Raw genomic sequence first — 21,523 nt, forward strand, 5'->3', positions numbered from 1 at the left:
TCCGATAGTAAGTTCGGCTAAAATTTTTAATTTAAAAGGTTCACTGTAACGTCTAATTACTTTGTCATTTCTATACATAATGTTTAAAATTATGTAGCCATATTTCAGGACGGGTCAAGTTTTCGTTTAACGTGATTGTATAAGCAAAGTTGCGTTGATTTAGCAGTAAATTTAGTAAATAAAACACAAACCAAGAAAGTCCGTGAGGACTTTCGCAAGTGAGCTAAAACCAGCAATTTTGTTTATACGGTGTTGGTTGCAGTTTTTTAAATATACTAGTTTTCGAAAAGCTCAATAATTTCATCACTACATAAAGCTTTATCATAAATTCTAATATCATCAATTATACCTTTAAAAGTACTTGATGGGAGATTTAACCTTGTCCCAATCAAAAAGGATGAAGTGTTATAGTTGAATTCTCCTTCAACAGTTTCAATAGCGACCAATTCATCGTTCACATATAAATACATAGTTTGATTCTTAAAAACTCCAGATATTAAGTACCATTCATTAATGTTGTAACCTTCTTTTCTAGCTTGTGTCAATTCGCCATCAGTGGTTATTGAAAAAATAATATCATTAGTTGCAGACATACCTAGTCCAAATGGCCATGCATAGATACCATTAACAGCAGCACCTTTTCTGATTATAGTTTGTGATTTTATTTCTTCAGGAAATACCCAAGCTGAAATTGTAAATTCATCTGTTAATCTAATTTGACTATTGTCCGAAACAACAATATCATCGTCGACTCCGTTAAAATGATAGGCTGAATTAGAATTTGAAAATCTGTCATTAATAAGGACAGGACCATTAACTATCCCGTGGTTATTAAACCCGCTATCATCCATGGCATTTGAACTCATAGGGTAAAATGCTAATAACTGAGGATCTTGACCTGTTTCACAAATAGAAACTAAATTTACAGTTACGGATGCGTCTTTAAAAATATTTCCATTGGAAACTCGGACAATAGCTGTTATCATTGGATTACCGATAAAAACAGAATTGTTGAAATATGCTAATTCCAATTCGCCAGTGTTTGGATTAATTTGCAATATTTCGTTTGGGTTTTGCTCTAAAATTTCAAAAATCACACTGCCTTCATCTGTTTCACCTTCAACATTGCCTAAAATTTCACCTTCATTAGGTATATGATCTAAATTAATTTCAAGATCATAAGTAGTTACTGTTATTTCATTAATGTCGTTTAAATTAATGGTAATACTTGCTGTATTGAAAACATCTCCACTTTCCACTTTAACTATTCCTGTAATTGTAGGATTGGTCTCAAAATCAAATAAACTTTCAGTCAGTACCGTTAATTCTCCCGTAGAGGAATCTATTACAATTGCATTGATTGGTAACTGTTCGGTAATTGAGTATGTTAAATCCCCTTGATTTGTTGATGCTTCAACAGTTCCTAAAGACAATCCTGCATTAGGATTTTCGTTAATAGTTGTTAAGAAATCGGATAAGGAAATTGTTGTTTCGATGGTTTCTTGATCACTGTCAGTACAGGAAAAAATTAACCCTGTTAAGATAAAAAGTATGATTTTAAATTTATTCATTTTTCGATTTAATTTTAAAATTTTGTGTTCAGTTCAAATTGCAACCAACGTGTTACCTGATATGAAATCGTTTCAATGTTTTATATCAGACGTTAAACGAAGTTAGTTGAAAAAAACAACAAAGTCAAATCGCTTTTTTTATTTCTTAAGCTAGGTAAAATACATTTCTAAATTACGTTGCAGAGCAAACCTTTGTTGTATTATTCTATTATTACCTTTTTAGTAGTAAAACCAGTTTCTGTTTTAAATTTAATAAAATAGAATCCAGTTTGTAATTGGTTTTTTAAGTTTAAAGTAAAAGAAGACTGTACATTCTCTTTTTTAATAGTAGTTACTTTTTTGCCTTCAATAGTGTAGATTTCTAATGTTATTGTTCTGTCTTTTATTGTTTCAACATTAACTGTCATTTCTCCATTGTTAGGATTTGGATGAATAGTAAATGCACTAGCTAATTTTTCATCTTCTATCGATAATGATGGATTTACTTGTACAAAAACCTTGTAGCCATCGCAGGTTCCTAAAATAATGTCTTTAAGCCCATCATTATTAATATCTATATAATCATGGTCGTAAGTTGAAACATTCCATGGATTCATTGTCGCGCCATAAGGATGTATTATGTTTCCGCTATGTAGATTTTCATTTTCAAAAATTATAAAGCGTCTAATAGCAGATGTTTCGCATGGAGGCAAATCTGTATCCACACTAGACATCCCAATATCTAAATCACCATCACCATCTAAATCTACCATTTTTACATTGCCACCAAAACCATCGGTTCTATTAGTTGCCATACTTTGTTGTGTTACAGTAACGCTTTGGTCTGTAGTAACACTTGTAATTTTATCTACATAATCTGCTGCATCATCTACTAAATAAAAATCTAAAAAGCCATTATTATTTAAATCTCCAGCTGTAAACATATAAGGATTTGGACCAGGCATTTTAAACCAATTAGTAAATGTGCCATTTCCATTGTTAAACAAAGCAATGGTTCCTTTTGTGTTAAATGGTGCAATATCATTTAAGCCAAGGTTTTTAATAATATCTAAATCATTATCATTGTCAATATCATGAAACTCTACACTAGTACCAAAACTAGACCTCCTTAAGTCTCCCATTCTAGATTGGGTTTCTTCAGTAAAAATACCTGTACCATCATTTATTAGTAAAGCGTCTAAAGCATTCCCAGCGAAACCATAATTTGTCATATACAAATCTGGATAGGTATTACCTGTTAAATCACCACTCCATCCAGCACAAAATTGAATAGGGCTAACCGTAATTGTTGGTAATCTAGAACTTGACTCATCTACAAAACCTAACCAATCTCCATTAGTGTCTTGACCTTGATTGATAAATAATTTTGGTTGGTCTTCAAAAGTGTTAATAACAAAAAGGTCTAACCAATTATCTTTATTAACATCAACACAAATAATATCTCTAGCATCTGTAGCGCTCGAAATAAATTCTGGAGCGTAAATAGCTGTTTTATCTTCTAAAACACCGTTTTCATTTATAAACAAAAGATCTGTTTTTCCTCCAGGAGTAGAAAAAGGTGTTTTTCTTACAACTACCATATCAGTAAAACCATCATTATTAAAATCACCAATGGCTAGATCTTTTTCTTGATCGTCCACTTTAGTATTGTCTGTGTTGTCTGCAACGTTAAGCACATTTATTCTTGTAGCTGTTTCATCTACAAAGTCTATCCATTGCGCTTGTGTTTCAAAGCAAATTAGACATAGCAAACTTGATAAAAAGTAATTTAGTTTCATTTTAATTATTTTTTAATTTTTTAAAAAAATAACTGATAGGCTAAGTGTAGAGATCTTGATAGTAAAGATAATGAATTTTAGTGTTAAATGTCTTTCGCAAACATCCAAATCATTTTAATGGTGTAACACGTTTAAACAAGTATTCTATAATTTAAAGTTAAACGAAGTTAGTAGAAAAAAACTATAAATTCGAATCACTTTTCTTATTTTTGCATCAATGCAAAACACGCTTCAAAACCATATTCCGCAACAAGCTATTTCAAAAGTATTACAACTTTTAGCGCATGATAATTTATTGGTTTTAGTAAAAAAAGAACGTAAAACCAGACATGGCGATTATAGAAAGTTACCAAATGGTAAACACCAAATTACCATAAATAATAACTTAAATAAATACCGTTTTTTAATTACGCTTATTCACGAAATCGCACATTTTGAAGCTTACAAAAGTTATGGAAGGTTTATAAAGCCACATGGATTAGAGTGGAAGCGAACGTTTCAGCATTTAATGTTGCCATTTATAAACCCTGAAGTTTTTCCTATAGATATTTTACCATTATTAGCCAAACATTTTAAAAACCCAAAAGCTTCTAGCGACACAGACACGAAACTCGCCTTTGCTTTAAAGCAATTCGACACGGCAAATAATAAAACATATATATTTGAATTACCTTTGGGTGAAACCTTTAGATTTAGAAATAAAAAGATATTTACAAAAGGTAAAAAACGAGTTAAGCGTTTTGAATGTATAGAAATTAGTACAGGAAAAGTGTATCTTTTCAGTCCAAACGCAGAAGTAGATATTCTTGAAGAATAATATATATGAAGAATAAAAATTATTACGCCATATTAATGGCAGGAGGCGTTGGTTCAAGATTTTGGCCAGTAAGTACGCAGGATTTTCCTAAGCAGTTTCACGATATGCTTGGAACAGGAGATACACTTATTCAAAAAACGTTTAATCGCCTAGCAACCTTAATTCCGAAGGAAAACATTTTTATTCTAACCAACGAACGTTACAACGATTTGGTTTTCGAGCAGTTGCCAGAAGTTACTAAAAGACAAGTGGTTTTAGAGCCAGCAATGCGAAATACTGCACCTTGTATTTTATATGCTTCTTTAAAAATACAGAAAGAAAATAAAGATGCCGTAATGCTAGTTGCGCCAAGCGATCACTGGATTGAAGACGAAAAGGCTTTTGCAGATAATGTGCAACAGTCGTTTAATTTTTGTGAAAGTAACGATGCTTTAATGACATTAGGTATTACACCAACATTTCCAAACACAGGTTATGGTTACATAGAATACGATAAGACATCGAACGATGCTATAAAATCTGTAAATCAGTTTCGAGAGAAGCCAGATTATGAAACAGCTAAAGGTTTTATTTCGCAAGGTAATTTCTTGTGGAATGCAGGTATTTTTATGTGGAGCGTAAAAAGTGTAGTGGAAGCTTTTAAAAATAATCAACCAGAATTGTTTCAACTATTCGAAAAAGGAATTGCTACTTATAATACAGATTTTGAAGACGATTTTATAAGAGATAATTATGGTAAAGCCGAAAATATTTCTGTGGATTATGCCATAATGGAAAAATCTAAAAATGTATTTGTATTACCTGCCACTTTCGATTGGAACGACCTTGGAACTTGGGGAAGCTTGTATGATAAGTTAGATAAAGACGAGAATAACAATGCTGTTGTAAATGCAAGAACATTAACCGAAGATGCTTCTGGAAACATGATACGTACCAAAGCAGATAAAGTAGTTGTAGTGGATGGTTTGCAAGATTATATAATTGTAGATAAAGACGAAGTTTTACTTATCTTTCCAAAGGCAAAAGAACAAGATATTAAAAAAGTACTTCAAAAGGTTAAAGATCAATTTGGAGATGATTTAGGATAGGATATTTAAAGTAAATATGAGCGACGAGAATAAATTTAATTTTGAAGAAGAATCTGGAAAAGCTGAAGCAGAAAAAGCTGAAATAGCTAAAGAAGAAGCGATAAAAAAAGATGAAGCTGTACAACAGTCTAAAGACACTGTTAAAAAGGATGCAAAAGGTCTTTTTGAAAGCGGAAAGCAGTTTTTAAAAGAGATTTTCGATTTTAGACATGATACAGATAGAGATGCAACTATAACTGCCATAAAAAACGATATACCTTTAAAAGGAGCTACAGTTTGGATTTTAATATTTGCCATTTTTGTAGCCTCTATTGGTTTAAACTTAAGTTCTACAGCTGTTGTAATTGGTGCCATGTTAATTTCGCCTTTAATGGGACCAATTTTAGGTATTGGAATGTCGCTAGCTATTAATGATATAGATACTTTAAAGAGTTCTTTTGTAAACCTATTTGTTATGGTTTTTTTAAGTGTTCTTACAGCTTATTTGTATTTTAGTTTATCTCCTTTAACAGAATTAACACCAGAATTAGAGGCTAGAACATCTCCTAATATTTTAGATGTATTTATTGCTATTTTTGGTGGATTAGCATTAATTGTAGCACGAACTAAAAAAGGAACAATAGCCTCTGTAATTTTTGGAGTTGCTATTGCAACAGCCTTAATGCCGCCTTTATGTACTGCAGGATACGCTTTAGCAGTTTGGAATATAAAATATTTTCTAGGCGCAATGTATTTATTTGGTATTAATACAACCTTTATTGCGTTAGCTACCTTTTTAGTTTTAAAAGTATTGCGTTTTCCAATGCTTAAATATGCGAATTCGGCAAAACGTAAACGTATAGCTAGAATAGCAGCGTTTTTTGGGATTATAGCAATGATTCCTGCTATTCTTACTTTTATTACTTTGTTAAATGAAACGCGAATTAATAGCGATTATAAGAATTTTGTAAAAAATGAAATTGAAATCAATAATAATTTATGGTTACAAAGAAAGAGTATTGATATTACAGAGAATAAAATAAGTTTGTTTTTTAATGGCGAAATTAATGATGCAACAGAAACAGATTTAAAAAATGAATTAAAAGGCTACGAAAATATTAAAGATTTCGATTTGTCTATTAATGCTAATAAATCTAGAAGTTTCGACAAGATTTCTGATGCTTATGATAGAGCTACACTAGATCTAGATAAAAAAGAAAACATTATTTCTGGTTTGCAAAAAGAAATAGAGAACTTGAAATCTAAGATTACAACAATTCAAAATAATGAAAAATCAATTGATTTTTCTACACTTTCTAAAGATGCCAAAATAACATTTAAAGATTTAGAGTTTTTTAGCTATGCTGTAATGTTAGAGTCTAAAGATTTTATAAAAGTTGACACAATGCCAGTTGCTCGTGTAAAATGGAATAAAAACTTAAATGATAGTTTGGTTATTAAAAGAGAACGCGAGTTAAGCCAATGGCTAAAGAAAGAAATTAAATTGGATACTGTATTTATTGAAAGAGATTAACTATTCTCTCTCAATATAGCTTCACGTACTTTCTTAAATAAATTAGAAGAATAAACAAAGTCTGTAACAACTTCGTTGTCGGTTCTAAAAATAGTGTCTTTTGTGCCTTCCCATGCTTTTAAACCATTTCTTAAAAACATAATATTATCTCCAATTTCCATTACAGAGTTCATGTCGTGCGTATTAATTACAGTTGTAATTTTATACTCTTCGGTAATTTCGTGTATTAAATTATCTATTACAATAGCAGTTTTAGGATCTAAACCAGAGTTAGGCTCATCGCAAAACAAGTATTTAGGATTATTTACTATTGCTCTAGCAATGGCAACTCGTTTTTGCATACCACCAGAAGCTTCACTAGGCATTTTATTGTGAGCATTTTCTAAGTTTACACGTTTTAAAACAATATTTGCACGGTCGCGCATTTCGTCTTTTTTAAGCTTAGTAAACATACGTAATGGAAACATTACGTTTTCTTCAATAGTTAAAGAATCGAAAAGTGCACTACCTTGAAATACCATGCCAATTTTTGCACGCATATCTCTTTTTTTACTTTCAGTTAAATTAGCAAAAATCTCACCATTGTATTCTATACTACCTTCTTCATACTTATATAAGCCTAATAAACATTTTATAAATACCGATTTGCCAGAACCACTTTGACCTATAATAAGGTTCGTTTTAGCTTCATGAAACTTAGCATCAATACCTTTTAAAATATGAGCGTTTCCAAACGATTTATTTAAGTTTTTTACTTCTATCATTAGCTTAGTAGTAATTGAGTTGCTAAATAGTTAATAATAATAATAGCGACACTGGTCCAAACAAAAGATGTTGTACTTGCTTCTCCAACTTCAAGCGCACCACCTTTCATGTAGTACCCATGAAAAGATGGAATTGTAGCTAAAACAAAAGCGAATAAAAATGTTTTTAAAAAGGCATAAACAATATGAAATGGTTCAAAGTCCTGTTGAAGACCTGTTATAAAATCGTCAACGGAAGCATAGCCACCATAAATGCAAGCTATCAAGCCTCCAATAACACCTAGAAACATAGCTATAGAGATCACAAACGGATAAAATGCCATAGCAACTAATTTAGGAAAAACAAGATAATTTAAGGAGTTAATTCCCATAACTTCTAAAGCATCAATCTGTTCTGTAACACGCATAGTACCAATACTAGATGTTATAAATGAGCCTACTTTACCAGCCATAATAATAGACATAAATGTAGGCGCAAACTCTAATAAAATAGATTGCCTTGTAGCAAAACCAATAAGTTCTTTTGGAATTAGTGGGCTGTCAATATTTAATGCTGTTTGTATAGTAACAACACCACCAACAAAAAATGCAATAAATGAAACGATACCAATAGATCCAATTATTAAATCGTCTATATCTTTTAAAATTAGTTGCTTCATTACAGACCATTTCGTTGGTTTACGAAATAGTTCTATAATCATTAAAAAATATGTGCCAATATTGTGTAGGTACTGCATATAAGTAATAATACATTTTTAGTTTCAGTATTTTAAAAATGAAACCATAATATTAATTATGATGCTAAAGTATAAAATCTATACTGTATTTAACGATTATTTTAAATTAAGATATTTAAAATAGTTTATTTTTGAAGTCTTAAACTAATAAACAAATATGAGATTTCTATCATGTATATTTTTACTACTATTTTTTTTAAATAGTACAGCTCAGAACAATGTTTTAAGATCTAACACTCAAAATGTAGTTGCTTTACATGCTAAACCAAAACTAGTGGTAGGTATCGTTATAGACCAAATGCGATACGATTATTTAACGCGATTTTATAGTAAATTTGGAAGCGATGGCTTTAAACGTTTAATTAACAAAGGTTTCAATTGTAAAAATAACCATTACAATTATGTGCCTACTTATACAGGACCAGGTCATGCTTCCATTTTTACAGGAACGTCTCCAAAAAACCATGGTATAATTGCTAATTATTGGTACGATAAATTTGAAAAAGAAAAAGTGTATTGTGCTGGAGATTCTAATGTCTTAGCTGTTGGAAGTGATGCTAAAGCAGAGCGTATGTCTCCACACAGAATGAAAACAACAACTTTTGCAGACGAGAACAGATTGCACACACAAATGCGAGGGAAAACCATAGGTATTTCTATTAAAGATCGTGGTGCTATTTTACCAGCAGGTCATTCTGCAAATGCTGCCTATTGGTTTAGAGGAAAAGAAGAAGGTAATTTTATTACATCAACTTACTATATGAATACTCTACCAAAATGGGTTACAGATTTTAATGCATCTAATACGGCAGAAAGCTATTTGCGCGAATGGAATACTTTGTACGATATTAATACATATACTGAAAGTGGAAACGATTTAAATGCTTTTGAAAAAGGCTTTAAAGGAAAAGAAAACGCAACATTTCCATACGATTTAGCTAAACTAAAAGAAGACAATAGTGGTTTCGATATTATTAAGGCTACTCCTTTTGGTAACAGCATTGTTGCCGATTTTGCAATAAAAGCAATAGATGCAGAGCAATTAGGAAAAGATAATATAACAGATGTTTTAACAATTAGTTTTTCTAGTCCAGATTATATAGGGCATAATTTTGGTGTAAATTCTAAAGAAATTGAAGATACTTATATTCGTTTAGATAAAGATTTAGAACGTTTGTTTAAAGTGCTAGATACAAAAGTTGGAGTAGGAGCTTATACTTTGTTTTTAACCGCAGATCATGGAGCAGTAGAGGTGCCTGCATATTTGCAAAGTGTAAAAATACCTGCTGGTTATTTTAATAAAAATGAATTTAATAAAAAACTAAACGCTTTTTTAATAAAAGAGTTTACTGCTTCAGATTTAATAGAAAACATAAGTAACGATCAGATATTTTTAAACAAGTCGCGTTTAAAAGAATTGAATTTAAGTTTAGAAAATGTAAAAAGCACCATTGTAAACGAAGTTATAAATTACAAACATATCGATAAAGTGTATTCTTCGCAAACTATGCAAAACGCTAGTTTCTCTTCAGGAATTGAAGTTTTGTTACAAAATGGATATAACCAAAAACGCTCTGGAGATATAATATTTGTTAAAGATCCAGCTGTAATTAGTTATAGTAGAACAGGATCTACACATGGCTCTGGTTCTACTTTCGATACACACGTACCATTATTATTTTATGGTAATGGTATAAAAAAGGGAAGCACATTATTAAAAACAGAAATTACAGATATTGCTCCAACAATATCTGCGTTATTAGGTACTAGTTTTCCAAATGGAACAACTGGTACTGTTTTAGATTTTGTTATAGATTAAAACTTCTTTGATTGTTCCGGAGAAAGTAGGAATCCAAAATATAGAAGCAAAATATTAATTTTTAAAATTGCTTCTAATCGCATTTTCAGTTTTCAAAAACAAATACAATACGCTAAAAACAAGGATTACCAGACCAGATATAAATATTAAGTTATCTGGTATATCGAAAGCAATATAGTTTACACTTAAAAGCAGCATTATAAGTCCTATAGTAATCATTTTTTTAGCTGAATATACCTGAGCAAAATCCCAAGTCTCCTGATTTTTCATAGATGCTTTTGTACGATAACCATATAGCGCATTTATGTTTTTTGGTGGAAATTTGTAAGTAATAATTCCAATTATGGTAAATATAATACCACATAAAGACAAGACGTTAATTATATGTTCTAAGTGTTCCAAATGTGGCTATTGTTTTAGTGAGATTACTTTCTATATAAAAAGTAATTATTAACTAGTTCTATATAAGTTTGTTTTGCTTCATCTTCAGTAATACCCTGAATTTGAAATAGCGCATTGGTTTTAAAAGCATTAATAATTGGAGTACGACTACTTGGTCTTTCGTAATTATTAGTAGCTTTCTTAAAATAGGCGTATAAGCGCAAAAGAAAATCTGCAGGAAAAGGTTCTGTATGAGCGTTTACACGCTCTACAGCTTCATTAAATACGATATCTATGTCTTCAGAAGTCATTTTTATAGTTCAGCAATAATACTTTCACCACCTTTTATTTTATCGTTAAGGTTTACTTTAATTTTAGTATCTAAAGGTAGATATAAATCTACACGAGAGCCAAATTTTATAAAACCAGAGTCACTACCTTGAACTCCTGTATCACCTTCTTTAGCGTAATTTACTATACGCTTTGCAAGCGCTCCAGCAATTTGTCTATAAAGCACTTTACCGTAAGTTTTATTTTCTACAACAACAGTAGTACGTTCGTTTTCTTCACTGGCTTTTGGGTGCCAAGCTACTAAGTATTTACCTGGATGGTATTTACTAAATAGTACTTTACCATTAATAGGATAACGCGTTACATGAACATTTAAAGGCGACATAAATACACTTACTTGTAATCTCTTTTCTTTAAAATATTCTTTTTCAAAAACTTCTTCAATAACAACAACTTTTCCGTCAACAGGCGATAATACGTGGTTATCGTTATTTATAGTATTTCGTTTAGGGTTTCTAAAAAACTGAAGAATTAAATACAAAAATATTGCTAACGTAGAAAATAGAATATATTTAAGCCAGGCAATGCTTATAAAATTGTCTATAGCTATATATGAACCAATAATAATTATAAAAGTGATGACAATAATTTTATGGCCTTCTTTATGAAACATAATATAATATTCTTAAAAATAAATAGATAAATGGTGCTGCAAATATAATACTATCAAAACGGTCTAACAAACCACCATGTCCTGGCATAATTACTCCACTGTCTTTTACATTAGCTTGACGTTTAAATTTGGATTCTATTAAATCTCCAATAGTACCAATAACACTAATAATAACAGCAAGAATTAACCAGCTATTAAAGGTTAATGTGCCTGTGTAAGTCCAAATAAAATAACTTGCAATACAAGAAAATAATAAGCCTCCAAGAAAGCCTTCAACCGTTTTTTTAGGAGAAATACTTGGAAACAATTTTTGTTTACCAAAATTCTTTCCTACAAAATAAGCAAAAGAATCATTTACCCAAACAATAATAAAAGAACCTAATAGTAACTTAGGTGAAAATTGACCATTAAAATTTGCAATAAGTATTAAAAACACAAATGCACTCGATAAATAAAAGGTGGTTAATATAAAACGCTTTGTTACAAATAGCGGAATTACTTTTTCTGAAAATAAATCTTTAATTAATAATAACTGAACAAATATTGTTATTACTTGAAGTATTTGAGTGGCTTCGTCAAGTCCTTTTGAAGAGTTCATAACCAATTGCCAATAACCAAATATAAAATATAGGATAGTGAAAATAATATATGGAATAAAACTTTTTAAGCCAATAAGCTTTTTAAACTCTGCAATACAAATAATACCAAAAGCAAAAAACAATATGATAAGTGCATGCTGATTTAATAACGATGCAACAAGCAACGACACATAAAGTATACCTGAAAGTGCTCTAGTTGTAGTTTCTTTCATTAAAAAAGTTTAAAACAAGTTTTCTTAATTATAAATCTTCAAGAAGTAACAAATATAGGTTTTTTGAAGCACTACCATAGGTTAAAAAGTCTTTTTCATCAAGATCTTTAAAGTGCTTAATAGTGGTAATGTTTGTTGGTATCTTTTGTTTGTTTTTGTTTTTAATTTGGCGTAAACCTTCACCAATATTTGTAACAATTTGACTTGTAGTTGCAAAAACTATAAAGTTATTTGGAAACTCTATTAATTTAGATTCTGCTATTTGGTGAGATGAAATAAGTAAAGAACCATCATCTGCAATTAAGTTCTCGCAAGTTGTAAAAAAGTAGGTTGCTTCCTTGAGGCAATCCGTTTTAAGATTTAAGCTTTTAAAACGCTCTTCTAGGTTTTTATCATAAAAATAACCAGATTTATCTAACCAATTATTTTCATCAAATATATTATTTAAGTTTTCGAATACTTCGTTTAAATTTTCGCAATACAAGAATTTACCACCATTAGCTTTAAAATTTATTGTAAAACTTTCGTCTATTGGTAATTTGATTTGAGGCATATATTTACCTCTATTATCGTCGCTAATTTCTTCTCTTTCTTTGTTAGATTTAGAACGAAAAAAATTTTTAAAGATGCTCATTTACTCATTGCTATTAACCAAAAACATTAAAGGGATACACCAAATATAAAAAATCTCAAACTAACATAAGTGTTAATTTGAGATTTTAAGATTATTTTCTAGTAATAATTTTATTCTTCCTCTTCTTTTTTATTGTTTGTTAGCAGTTTTCCAGAAGGTGTTTCTGGAATAGCATCAAAAGGACGTTTTCCTAAAATTTCTTCAAGGTCATCTTTGAAAATAACTTCTCTTTCTATAAGCCTGTCTGCTAATTTCTCTAAAACATCTCGTTTAGATCTTAATAAATCTAATGCGCGATCATACTGTGTTTCAACAATATTTTTTATTTCATTATCAATAAGTTCTGCAGTACTTTCACTGTATGGTTTAACAAACCCACTTTCTCCAGCAGGATCGTAATAGGTTATGTTTCCTACTTTTTCGTTTAAACCATATATCATAACCATAGCTTTTGCCTTTTTGGTTACATTTTCTAAATCGCTTAATGCTCCAGTAGAAATCTCGTTAAAAATTATTTTCTCGGCAGCACGTCCACCCATTGTTACACAAATTTCGTCTAAAAACTTACTAGTTCTAGTAATGTATGCTTCTTGTGGTAAATACCAGGCAGCACCTAAAGAGCGTCCACGAGGTACAATAGTTACTTTTACCAAAGGATCTGCATGTTCTAAGAACCAACTTACGGTTGCATGTCCTGCTTCATGATAAGCTATTGTTTTCTTCTCTTCGACAGAAAAAAGGTGACTTCTTTTTTCTAATCCACCAATTATGCGATCTACAGCATCTAAAAAGTCTTGTTTATCAACAGCCTTTTTATTGTTTCTAGCTGCAATTAATGCTGCTTCGTTACATAGATTAGCAATATCTGCACCAGAAAAACTTGGCGTTTGTTTTGCTAGAAAATCTAAATCTAAACCTTCGACTTTTTTTAGTGGTCTTAAGTGGACATCAAAAATGGCACGTCTTTCAGTTAGGTTAGGTAAATCTACATGTATTTGTCTATCAAAACGTCCAGCACGCATTAAGGCTTTGTCTAAAATATCTGCTCTGTTGGTTGCAGCTAATACAATAACATTTGTATTGGTGCCAAAACCATCCATTTCTGTAAGTAATTGATTTAGTGTATTTTCTCGTTCGTCGTTACTTCCAGACATGGCGTTTTTACCTCTTGCGCGACCAATAGCATCAATTTCATCTATAAAAATAATGGCAGGAGATTTTTCTTTAGCTTGTTTAAATAAATCTCTTACACGAGAAGCACCAACACCTACAAACATTTCAACAAAATCTGAACCAGATAAAGAGAAGAACGGTACTTTTGCTTCACCAGCAACTGCTTTTGCCAATAATGTTTTACCTGTACCTGGTGGTCCTACTAATAAAGCACCTTTTGGAATTTTACCACCTAATGAGGTGTATTTTTCTGGATTTTTAAGAAAATCTACAATTTCTTGCACTTCTTCTTTTGCACCTTCTAAACCTGCAACGTCTTTAAAAGTAGTTTTTACTTTTGTGTTCTCGTCGAATAGTTTTGCTTTAGATTTTCCAATATTAAAAATCTGTCCACCAGCTCCACCACCAGCTCCACCAGACATGCGTTTCATTATAAATAACCAAACACCAATTAATAGAATAAATGGTAATAAACTGAATAATATATCTGCAAAAACGTTTTCTTCTCTGTCGTTATCGTAAATTGTTGTAAGGTTATTATCAGCTATAGATTGAGTATAATCATCTTCGAAATTCTGTAAGTTCCCATATTGAAAAATATAGTTAGGTATTTCTGCACTACTAAGTTTAAAACCTTTCGAAAGCGATTTAGCATGTTTTTTTTGCTTTTTGGCTTCTTCTGTAAGATAAACTTTTACGTATCCTGTATTTTTTATAATGTCAAAACGCTCGATATCACCATCTTTTAGAGTTTGAAAAAACTCTATTGGTGTTATTTTTTTATCATCGTTACCATCATTACTTCCAAAAATTTGAAATGCAATTAGTGCTATTAGTAAAGCTCCAGAAATCCAATAAGGATTAAACTTAGGTTTTTTTTGTGCTTGTGGTTTTTTATTTTCTGCCATGTACGGTTTTAAAATTTAGATTCAATAATTGTAGTTTTTGCATCTCCCCAAAGACTTTCAATATCATAATATTCGCGAATATGTTTCTGGAAAACATGAACAACAACGTTTACATAATCCATTAAAACCCATTCTGCGTTGTCTTCTCCTTCAACGTGCCAAGGTTTATCTTTAAGTTCTTTACTTACTTTTTTGCCTATAGCGCCAACAATGGCGTTAACTTGAGTGTTAGATGTACCTTCGCAAATTATAAAATAATCGCAAACCGTATTATCAATCTCTCTAAGGTCTAAAATAATGATATCTTTCCCTTTTACATCTTCAATACCACTAATAATTGTTGTTATTAGTGTATCTGCATTTGCTTGTTTTTTAGCCATTAATGAAATTTAATTTGTGCAAAGTTATTATTTTTAAGTTCTTTATACTTTAAAATTATTATAAAGATTTGTTATAAAAATTTGAGCACGAAGATAACCAATTTATATGCGTATAATCAAACTTGATGCCATCGATTCTACAAATACTTTTCTAAAAGAGATTAGTAATGAAGACCTGCTTGAAGATTACACTATAGTTGTTGCTAAACAACAGACTAATGGTCGTGGTCAAATGGGAAAGAATTGGCAGTCTAAAGCTGGTGAGAATCTTACTTTTAGTGTGTTTAAGCGTATTAATAGCTTAGCGTTTTCTAACCAATTTTATCTTAGTATAATTACGTCTCTAGCTTTATATAAAACATTAAAGCTTTATAATGTTCCTAATTTATTTGTAAAATGGCCCAACGACATTTTGTCAGCGAATAAAAAAATAGCAGGTGTTTTAATAGAAAACATTGTACAAAAAAACAGATTAGAACATTCTATTATTGGTATTGGTCTAAATATAAACCAAACTGATTTTATTTCTTTAGATAGCGCTTCCTCTTTAAAATTAATCTGCGGTAAAACTTTTGATCTAGATGAAATTCTCCACAAGTTCTTAATAACGCTTAAAGATTATTTTAAGACATTGGATTCTGGTTATTTTGAAATGCTAAAGTCAGATTACGAATCTAAACTTTTTAGAAAAAATAAGCCTTCAACATTTAAAAATGCAGAAGGCGTTTTATTTTCTGGTTTTATAAAAGGTATTTCTTCTAGTGGAAATTTAGTACTTTTATTGGAAGACGAAATTATAGAAGAATTTGCTTTAAACGAAATAACTTTACTCTACTAAACTGTAGTAACCATATTAGTTGTTAAGGTTTCAATAAACTTACTTATTGGACCTTTAATCATCATGGCCATCATGGCATTAAATTCGCCTTCAAAGTTAAGTTTTACTTCGCTAGTATTGCTATCTATTTCTGTAATGTCTGCAATTAAAGAAAAGTCTAGTTTTCCTCCTGCAGCTCCTAAAACTATTTTATTGTGTGGTATGGCTTCCTTTTTTTTAAGTACAATTTCTGGCATCCCTTTTAATGCAAATAGGAATTTATCTTCTCCAAGTACTTCAAATTTACTTATGTTTTCTGGCATAAGTTTTTCAAAGTTTTTAACGTCGCTTAAAAAATTAAAAGTGTATGTTGCAGATTTATTTAAGGTTACTTTTTGTGATTCTAAATTCATTTTAAAGTATTTTTTATTTTTATTTATGATATCTAGATATCAAGAAGCATTCCATTCGCTAGGATTATTGTTCCAGGCAGACAAAGTTTCTAATTGATTTTCTGTAATATAATTAGTTTCGGCAGCTTCAATAAGTAAATTTTCATAATTACTTAAGGTTTGTAGTTTTACATCTGCAGCTTCAAAATTTGCTTTAGCAATATCAAAACCATAAGTAAAAATGGCAACCATGCCTTTAACATTTACATTAGCTTCTTTTAGTGCTTTTACAGCATTAAGACTGCTTTTCCCAGTACTAATAAGGTCTTCAACAACAACAACATTTTGTCCGCTTTCAATAAAACCTTCAATTTGATTTTGGCGACCATGTCCTTTAGCTTCTGGTCTTACGTATATAAAAGGGAGTCCTAAATACTCTGCCACTAACATACCAATGCCAATAGCTCCAGTTGCAACGCCTGCAATAGCGTCTGGCTTACCGTAATGTTGCTCTATGAATTTTGCCATTTCTTCACGAACATAATTTCGTATTGGTGGAAACGATAAAATAATACGATTGTCGCAATATATAGGAGATTTCCATCCAGAAGCCCATGTAAAAGGTTCTTGCGGACTTAATTTAATAGCGTTAATTTGTAATAATACCTTAGCGGCTTGTCTTGCGATATGTTTGTCGAAAATCATAAGCACAAAAATAAACAATAATTTAATTTTATAGGTCTAGTTTTAGAGCTAAAAAATAATTTTTTAAGTGAAGGTAAACTAAAATAAAAATAATATTTTTACAAAAGTTAACATTAACTAGATTTCAAAATATGTATTACATTTTTGTAAACGATAAGCCAATTATTTTAACAACTTTAGTTGAGAAGGAAACAGACTTCAAAAATTTTTTATTAAAAGATGTAGATATAGACGAAGCTTTAAGAGTGCTTAAAAAAAAGAAAATTAAATCTATTAGGTTAATACACCATAAAGAAAATAATATTTTAAAAAAGTTTTTAAAAAAATTACCTAACGTTGTAGCAGGAGGAGGAAAGGTTTATAACAAAAATAAAGAGGTTTTATTTATTTTTAGGAATGATAAATGGGATCTGCCAAAAGGTAAAACCGAAAAAAAAGAATCTATAGAAGAGACAGCGCTTCGAGAAGTTGAAGAAGAAACTGGTGTTTCTGGACTAAAAATAGTTAAGCCTTTAAATACTACATACCACTTATTTAGGCGCAATGATAAGCTAAAAATTAAAATTACCTATTGGTTTGAAATGACAACCGACTTTGATGGAGAATTACATCCACAAGAAGCCGAAGGTATCACAAAAGTTGAGTGGTTAAATAAAACTCAAGTTATAAAGGCATTAGAAAATTCTTATGCTAATATTAAACGCTTAGTTTAATGTAGCTATTTATCTTAATATTCTATAAATAGGATATTGTAAATGCGCGTTTTCATAATTCTCACTATGTTTATGTAGCCAATCTAATTGTGCATACCAATTATTAGAGAAGTCTATTTCTTTAGCTTTTTTAGCTTCAAATTTTGTTTTTAACTCTTGATTATTGTTTAATAAATCTAGTGCTTTGTCTTCCCAAACGTAAGCCGAAAAGCCTTCTTTTTGCTGTAAAATGGTATCGAAAAAATTCCAATTAAAAAAGGAGTCTGGTGCTTGAGGCTCTAGAGTTTCTATTAAATATCTAAAACTTGCTTGATCTGTTTCTACTAAATAATCTCCTTTTTTAAAAGTTATTGCTTTTTCTTCTGATGTTATTGCTGTGTTATAATGAAGATAATGCCCTTCGTAAGGCGAGTTTCTACTTTTAAAATCTTTAATTTTATAACTTTCTACTGTTAGTATAGAGTCTTTTTTTAGTTGAAGCATTTTGGTGTTATTCAGTTTTAATAATGCTATAACTTTATGCCAGCTTTGAGGAATAACATAAGCTTTGGGTATTGTAACTTGGTTTGAAGCTTTAAAGTAATTTTGATAAACAACCGCTTTTTTAAATGGCTTTTTAGTATTGTATTTTAAACGTTGTTTACCTGTAATTTCACTGGTTATCATTTCACCTTCAAAACCTTTAAAATTAAGAGTTGAGTTTTTTAAAGTGTCTATTGTCCAATTTAAATTGTAAGTATCTTGAGATCTAATACTGTTGTTGGCTATTTTTCTAAGTTGCTTTATTTTTTTACCATCTTTTTCGGTAATTTCAATCATGCTTTTCATTAACTCATAAGTGCCTTCAACACGTTGCTTATAAGGTTTTAGCATGTGTGTTTCTACCATCATGCCTAGAGTATTAAATAAGGTAGTGTAACCTGTAGAATAACGAGGAGAATCCATAAACTGAGAAAAACCATTATCTGGAGTTGTGTTGTAAACATTAACATAAGGTGTAATATCCCATGCTTTATCTGCTAGTTTTTGCTCTAGATTTGGCATCATTTCGGTGTGTAAATAATTTCCTAAAGCATTACCAAGTTTATTATGTTGGGTAAATAAATGTGTTAATGTGTATTGGTAATCTGCTCCATTACTAACATGATTGTCTATAAAAACATCTGGTTGCACTAAATGGAATATTTTGGCAAATGTTTTAGCGTTTTTAGTATCACATTTTATAAAATCTCTATTAAGGTCGTAATTTCTAGCATTTCCTCTAAAACCATATTCTTTTGGTCCATTTTGGTTGGTTCTTGAAGTCGTATTTCTATTTAAACTTCCACCAATATTATATATTGGTATAGTAACTATAACTGTATTTTCTGGTGCTTCAATTTTACCATAAGCAATGTCTCTATAAAGCATCATAGTGGCATCTATACCATCACTTTCTCCAGGATGAATACCATTATTAATTAAAAGAATACGTTTGGTTTTTCTTATTTCAGAGTAGTTAAAATTACCATCGTTATTTAATGTTACAATGTGTAAAGGTTCTCCAGAATCTGTTTCACCAATAGACTCTATTTTTATTGAAGTATAAGTTTCTGCTAAGTTTTTGTAATACTCAATAGTTTCTGTATAAGTAGCAGTTTCTAAACCATTAGATTTTTCGAAAACAGTAGTGAAATCGTAGTCTTTTTTAGAAGAGCAATTGATGCTAAAAAGTACTAGTAAAATTAGTAGTAGTTTTTTCATTTTAAGTGATTTAAGGAATCGGTTGGAACAAATATAAGAATTCCAACTTTGCCCATCTATTAATTAAACGTACTTTTGCAGCTTCAAAAAACAGATAATGACAGAGTTTATAAGAAAAATTGTACCAAATGCTAAAGATGATGTTTTAGCAGGAATAACGGTCTCTTTGGCAATGATTCCAGAAGTTGTAGCTTTTGCTTTTGTAGCACAAATAGATCCATTAATGGCATTATCAGGAGCATTTATTATAGGATTAATAACTGCTATTTTTGGAGGTAGACCAGGTTTAATATCAGGAGCAGCTGGCGCAGTTGCTGTTATTTTTGTAAGCATGATTGCAGAAGGCCATACAAAAGGAATGTTAATGGATATTCCTATTGAGAATATGGGCTTTTTCTATTTAATGGGATGCGTGGTGTTAATGGGAATAATACAAGTTTTTGCTGGTGTTTTTAAACTAGGTCGTTTTGTACGATTAATTCCACATCCAGTAATGATGGGTTTTGTAAACGGTTTGTCCATAGTTATTTTTATGGCACAAGTGAAAATGTTCTCTCATAAATCTTTACAGGTTTCTACAGCTGGTGTAAAAGAGTATGTAAGCACATACATGCAAGGAACAGAATTATACACTATGATTGGATTAGTATTATTAACCATGGGAATAATATGGGTTTTGCCTAAAATTACTAAAAAAATACCTGCTGCATTAACTGCTATTTTGTTAACTAGCCTTATTGTTATTGGTTTTAATATGGACGTTTCTACTGTAGGATCTTATATTATTGAAGGTGGAGGAACAGGTTTAAAAGGTGAATTACCAACACCAAATATGGAGCTTTGGGAAAAATTACCATTTAATTTTGATACGCTTAAATTTATAGCATTGCCTGCTTTCCTTGCAGCTTCTGTTGGTTTAATAGAATCTTTAATGACCATGAATTTAGTCGATGAGTTAACAGAAACTAGAGGAAACGGAAATAGAGAATGTGTTGCACAAGGCGCAGGAAATATTGTTTCGGGATTATTTGGAGCTACAGGTGGTTGTGGTATGATTGGTCAAACTGTAATTAATGTAAATGCTGGAGGACGTGGAAGATTATCTGGCATTATGATGGCAGTAACTTTACTGTCGTTTATTTTATTTGCAGATAAACTAATAGAAATGGTGCCAATTGCGGCATTAATAGGTGTTATGTTTATGATGGTTATAGAAACATTTGCATGGTCTAGTTTTAGAATTTTAAAGAAAATACCTAAGGCAGATGCTATTGTACTTATTACAGTGTCTCTAGTTACCGTTTTTGTAGATTTAGCAGTAGCAGTATTTGTAGGTGTAATAATATCTGCATTAGTTTTTGCTTGGGAAAATGCTAAAAAAATTAGAGCAAGAAAGCGCATTAAAGATGATGGAACTAAAGTATACGAAATTTGGGGACCATTGTTTTTTGGTAGTATCCAAGCGTTTAATGATAAGTTTGATCCTAAAAACGATCCTGATAAAGTAGAGATAGATTTTGTTGAGTCTCGCGTTAGTGATCACTCTGCATTAGAAGCTATTTTTAATTTAGTTGAAAAATATGAAGCTGCAGGAAAGCAAATTCATTTAAAACATTTAAGTGAAGATTGTAAAATATTACTTTACAAGTCTAGTGCTAAGTTTAGAGAGGTAATAATTGAGGATATAGACGATCCTAGATATCATTTAGCAGCTAATCCAGAAAAATTTACTAAACCTTTATCTGAATATAAGTTATAGTATCTAGAACGTTTTATTTTTGATTTTTATCGATTAAGTGTGTTTTTTTTAAGTTT

The 21,523-nt window shown here is 30.6% G+C and carries 21 protein-coding genes; 7 read left to right on the plus strand and 14 right to left on the minus strand.

The window, feature by feature from the left end; all coding sequences use genetic code 11:
* Positions 1-275: 275 nt before the first annotated feature.
* Together Q0C58_RS05260 and Q0C58_RS05265 are read right to left on the minus strand one after the other, a co-directional pair.
* Complete coding sequence (locus tag Q0C58_RS05260) at positions 276-1,571, minus strand: LamG-like jellyroll fold domain-containing protein (protein ID WP_290698436.1); 1,296 nt, start codon at positions 1,569-1,571, stop codon at positions 276-278.
* A gap of 200 nt (positions 1,572-1,771) precedes the next feature.
* Entirely contained in the window at positions 1,772-3,349 is a 1,578-nt protein-coding gene (locus Q0C58_RS05265; RefSeq protein ID WP_290698439.1) for a T9SS type A sorting domain-containing protein, read from the minus strand.
* Positions 3,350-3,566: 217 nt separating this feature from the next.
* On the opposite strand from Q0C58_RS05265, the gene Q0C58_RS05270 reads away from it, so the two are divergent.
* Genes Q0C58_RS05270 through Q0C58_RS05280 form a run of 3 tightly spaced genes read left to right on the plus strand, consistent with a single transcriptional unit; the run spans position 3,567 to position 6,767 of the window.
* Positions 3,567-4,166, plus strand: coding sequence for a SprT-like domain-containing protein (locus Q0C58_RS05270; RefSeq protein ID WP_290698442.1), 600 nt, complete (start codon positions 3,567-3,569; stop codon positions 4,164-4,166).
* Positions 4,167-4,171: 5 nt separating this feature from the next.
* Positions 4,172-5,254, plus strand: a complete 1,083-nt coding sequence (locus tag Q0C58_RS05275; protein ID WP_290698445.1) for a mannose-1-phosphate guanylyltransferase — start codon at positions 4,172-4,174, stop codon at positions 5,252-5,254.
* A 16-nt stretch (positions 5,255-5,270) separates the two neighbouring features.
* Positions 5,271-6,767 carry a DUF389 domain-containing protein gene (locus tag Q0C58_RS05280; RefSeq protein WP_290698448.1) on the plus strand — a complete coding sequence of 499 codons (1,497 nt, stop codon included), beginning with the start codon at positions 5,271-5,273 and terminating at the stop codon, positions 6,765-6,767.
* Here Q0C58_RS05280 and Q0C58_RS05285 read toward each other — a convergent pair.
* Entirely contained in the window at positions 6,764-7,531 is a 768-nt protein-coding gene (locus Q0C58_RS05285; protein WP_290698450.1) for an ATP-binding cassette domain-containing protein, read from the minus strand. The two genes, Q0C58_RS05280 and Q0C58_RS05285, sit on opposite strands and share 4 nt — an antisense overlap.
* On the minus strand, positions 7,531-8,268 hold the full coding sequence (locus tag Q0C58_RS05290) for an ABC transporter permease (protein WP_290698453.1): 738 nt from the start codon (positions 8,266-8,268) through the stop codon (positions 7,531-7,533). The genes Q0C58_RS05285 and Q0C58_RS05290 overlap by 1 nt, the downstream gene beginning before the upstream one ends.
* Positions 8,269-8,425: 157 nt before the next feature.
* On the opposite strand from Q0C58_RS05290, the gene pafA reads away from it, so the two are divergent.
* Positions 8,426-10,087 (plus strand): alkaline phosphatase PafA, encoded by a 1,662-nt coding sequence (pafA, locus tag Q0C58_RS05295; protein ID WP_290698457.1) that lies wholly within the window; start codon positions 8,426-8,428, stop codon positions 10,085-10,087.
* 54 nt (positions 10,088-10,141) lie between these two features.
* On the opposite strand, the gene Q0C58_RS05300 is transcribed toward pafA, so the two are convergent.
* From Q0C58_RS05300 to rsfS, 7 genes are all read right to left on the minus strand, one after another.
* A complete protein-coding gene (locus tag Q0C58_RS05300) occupies positions 10,142-10,489 on the minus strand; it encodes an SdpI family protein (protein WP_290698460.1) in 348 nt (115 codons plus the stop codon).
* Between the two features lie 23 nt (positions 10,490-10,512).
* Positions 10,513-10,779, minus strand: a complete 267-nt coding sequence (locus Q0C58_RS05305; RefSeq protein ID WP_290698463.1) for an acyl-CoA-binding protein — start codon at positions 10,777-10,779, stop codon at positions 10,513-10,515.
* A gap of 2 nt (positions 10,780-10,781) precedes the next feature.
* On the minus strand, positions 10,782-11,432 hold the full coding sequence (locus Q0C58_RS05310) for a phosphatidylserine decarboxylase family protein (protein ID WP_290698466.1): 651 nt from the start codon (positions 11,430-11,432) through the stop codon (positions 10,782-10,784).
* Positions 11,422-12,243, minus strand: a complete 822-nt coding sequence (locus tag Q0C58_RS05315) for a phosphatidate cytidylyltransferase (RefSeq protein ID WP_290698469.1) — start codon at positions 12,241-12,243, stop codon at positions 11,422-11,424. Before Q0C58_RS05315 ends, Q0C58_RS05310 begins: the two co-directional genes overlap by 11 nt.
* A 28-nt stretch (positions 12,244-12,271) precedes the next feature.
* Positions 12,272-12,877: an LUD domain-containing protein gene (locus Q0C58_RS05320; protein ID WP_290698471.1), complete on the minus strand. Its 606-nt coding sequence runs from the start codon at positions 12,875-12,877 to the stop codon at positions 12,272-12,274.
* Between the two features lie 110 nt (positions 12,878-12,987).
* Positions 12,988-14,958, minus strand: coding sequence for an ATP-dependent zinc metalloprotease FtsH (gene ftsH / locus Q0C58_RS05325; protein WP_290698474.1), 1,971 nt, complete (start codon positions 14,956-14,958; stop codon positions 12,988-12,990).
* Positions 14,959-14,966: 8 nt separating this feature from the next.
* On the minus strand, positions 14,967-15,338 hold the full coding sequence (gene rsfS / locus Q0C58_RS05330) for a ribosome silencing factor (protein WP_290698476.1): 372 nt from the start codon (positions 15,336-15,338) through the stop codon (positions 14,967-14,969).
* A gap of 106 nt (positions 15,339-15,444) precedes the next feature.
* On the opposite strand from rsfS, the gene Q0C58_RS05335 reads away from it, so the two are divergent.
* A complete protein-coding gene (locus tag Q0C58_RS05335) occupies positions 15,445-16,176 on the plus strand; it encodes a biotin--[acetyl-CoA-carboxylase] ligase (RefSeq protein WP_290698479.1) in 732 nt (243 codons plus the stop codon).
* Here the strand turns inward: Q0C58_RS05335 and Q0C58_RS05340 are convergent.
* Positions 16,173-16,568 carry an SRPBCC family protein gene (locus Q0C58_RS05340; RefSeq protein ID WP_290698482.1) on the minus strand — a complete coding sequence of 132 codons (396 nt, stop codon included), beginning with the start codon at positions 16,566-16,568 and terminating at the stop codon, positions 16,173-16,175. The two genes, Q0C58_RS05335 and Q0C58_RS05340, sit on opposite strands and share 4 nt — an antisense overlap.
* Before the next feature lie 39 nt (positions 16,569-16,607).
* Positions 16,608-17,252, minus strand: a complete 645-nt coding sequence (pyrE, locus tag Q0C58_RS05345; protein ID WP_290698485.1) for an orotate phosphoribosyltransferase — start codon at positions 17,250-17,252, stop codon at positions 16,608-16,610.
* A gap of 131 nt (positions 17,253-17,383) precedes the next feature.
* Between pyrE and Q0C58_RS05350 the strand changes: the two genes are divergently transcribed.
* A complete protein-coding gene (locus tag Q0C58_RS05350; RefSeq protein WP_290698488.1) occupies positions 17,384-17,965 on the plus strand; it encodes an NUDIX domain-containing protein in 582 nt (193 codons plus the stop codon).
* Positions 17,966-17,974: 9 nt separating this feature from the next.
* Here Q0C58_RS05350 and Q0C58_RS05355 read toward each other — a convergent pair whose 3' ends face one another.
* The gene (locus Q0C58_RS05355) at positions 17,975-19,708 is read right to left on the minus strand and encodes a M14 family metallopeptidase (protein WP_290698491.1); all 1,734 of its coding nucleotides are present in this window, start codon (positions 19,706-19,708) and stop codon (positions 17,975-17,977) included.
* A gap of 97 nt (positions 19,709-19,805) precedes the next feature.
* Between Q0C58_RS05355 and Q0C58_RS05360 the strand changes: the two genes are divergently transcribed.
* Positions 19,806-21,467, plus strand: a complete 1,662-nt coding sequence (locus Q0C58_RS05360) for a SulP family inorganic anion transporter (RefSeq protein WP_290698494.1) — start codon at positions 19,806-19,808, stop codon at positions 21,465-21,467.
* Positions 21,468-21,523: the final 56 nt, after the last annotated feature.

Origin of the sequence: Lacinutrix sp., from assembly GCF_023299985.1 — a bacterium.
Lineage (GTDB): Bacteria > Bacteroidota > Bacteroidia > Flavobacteriales > Flavobacteriaceae > Lacinutrix.

Coding starts and splice junctions, on each gene's coding strand:
- Q0C58_RS05260 (WP_290698436.1), bottom strand. CDS start 1,571: ATGAATAAATTTAAAATCATACTTTTTATCTTAACAGGGTTAATTTTT.
- Q0C58_RS05265 (WP_290698439.1), bottom strand. CDS start 3,349: ATGAAACTAAATTACTTTTTATCAAGTTTGCTATGTCTAATTTGCTTT.
- Q0C58_RS05270 (WP_290698442.1), top strand. CDS start 3,567: ATGCAAAACACGCTTCAAAACCATATTCCGCAACAAGCTATTTCAAAA.
- Q0C58_RS05275 (WP_290698445.1), top strand. CDS start 4,172: ATGAAGAATAAAAATTATTACGCCATATTAATGGCAGGAGGCGTTGGT.
- Q0C58_RS05280 (WP_290698448.1), top strand. CDS start 5,271: ATGAGCGACGAGAATAAATTTAATTTTGAAGAAGAATCTGGAAAAGCT.
- Q0C58_RS05285 (WP_290698450.1), bottom strand. CDS start 7,531: ATGATAGAAGTAAAAAACTTAAATAAATCGTTTGGAAACGCTCATATT.
- Q0C58_RS05290 (WP_290698453.1), bottom strand. CDS start 8,268: ATGCAGTACCTACACAATATTGGCACATATTTTTTAATGATTATAGAA.
- pafA (WP_290698457.1), top strand. CDS start 8,426: ATGAGATTTCTATCATGTATATTTTTACTACTATTTTTTTTAAATAGT.
- Q0C58_RS05305 (WP_290698463.1), bottom strand. CDS start 10,779: ATGACTTCTGAAGACATAGATATCGTATTTAATGAAGCTGTAGAGCGT.
- Q0C58_RS05310 (WP_290698466.1), bottom strand. CDS start 11,432: ATGTTTCATAAAGAAGGCCATAAAATTATTGTCATCACTTTTATAATT.
- Q0C58_RS05315 (WP_290698469.1), bottom strand. CDS start 12,243: ATGAAAGAAACTACAACTAGAGCACTTTCAGGTATACTTTATGTGTCG.
- Q0C58_RS05320 (WP_290698471.1), bottom strand. CDS start 12,877: ATGAGCATCTTTAAAAATTTTTTTCGTTCTAAATCTAACAAAGAAAGA.
- ftsH (WP_290698474.1), bottom strand. CDS start 14,958: ATGGCAGAAAATAAAAAACCACAAGCACAAAAAAAACCTAAGTTTAAT.
- rsfS (WP_290698476.1), bottom strand. CDS start 15,338: ATGGCTAAAAAACAAGCAAATGCAGATACACTAATAACAACAATTATT.
- Q0C58_RS05335 (WP_290698479.1), top strand. CDS start 15,445: ATGCGTATAATCAAACTTGATGCCATCGATTCTACAAATACTTTTCTA.
- Q0C58_RS05340 (WP_290698482.1), bottom strand. CDS start 16,568: ATGAATTTAGAATCACAAAAAGTAACCTTAAATAAATCTGCAACATAC.
- pyrE (WP_290698485.1), bottom strand. CDS start 17,252: ATGATTTTCGACAAACATATCGCAAGACAAGCCGCTAAGGTATTATTA.
- Q0C58_RS05350 (WP_290698488.1), top strand. CDS start 17,384: ATGTATTACATTTTTGTAAACGATAAGCCAATTATTTTAACAACTTTA.
- Q0C58_RS05355 (WP_290698491.1), bottom strand. CDS start 19,708: ATGAAAAAACTACTACTAATTTTACTAGTACTTTTTAGCATCAATTGC.
- Q0C58_RS05360 (WP_290698494.1), top strand. CDS start 19,806: ATGACAGAGTTTATAAGAAAAATTGTACCAAATGCTAAAGATGATGTT.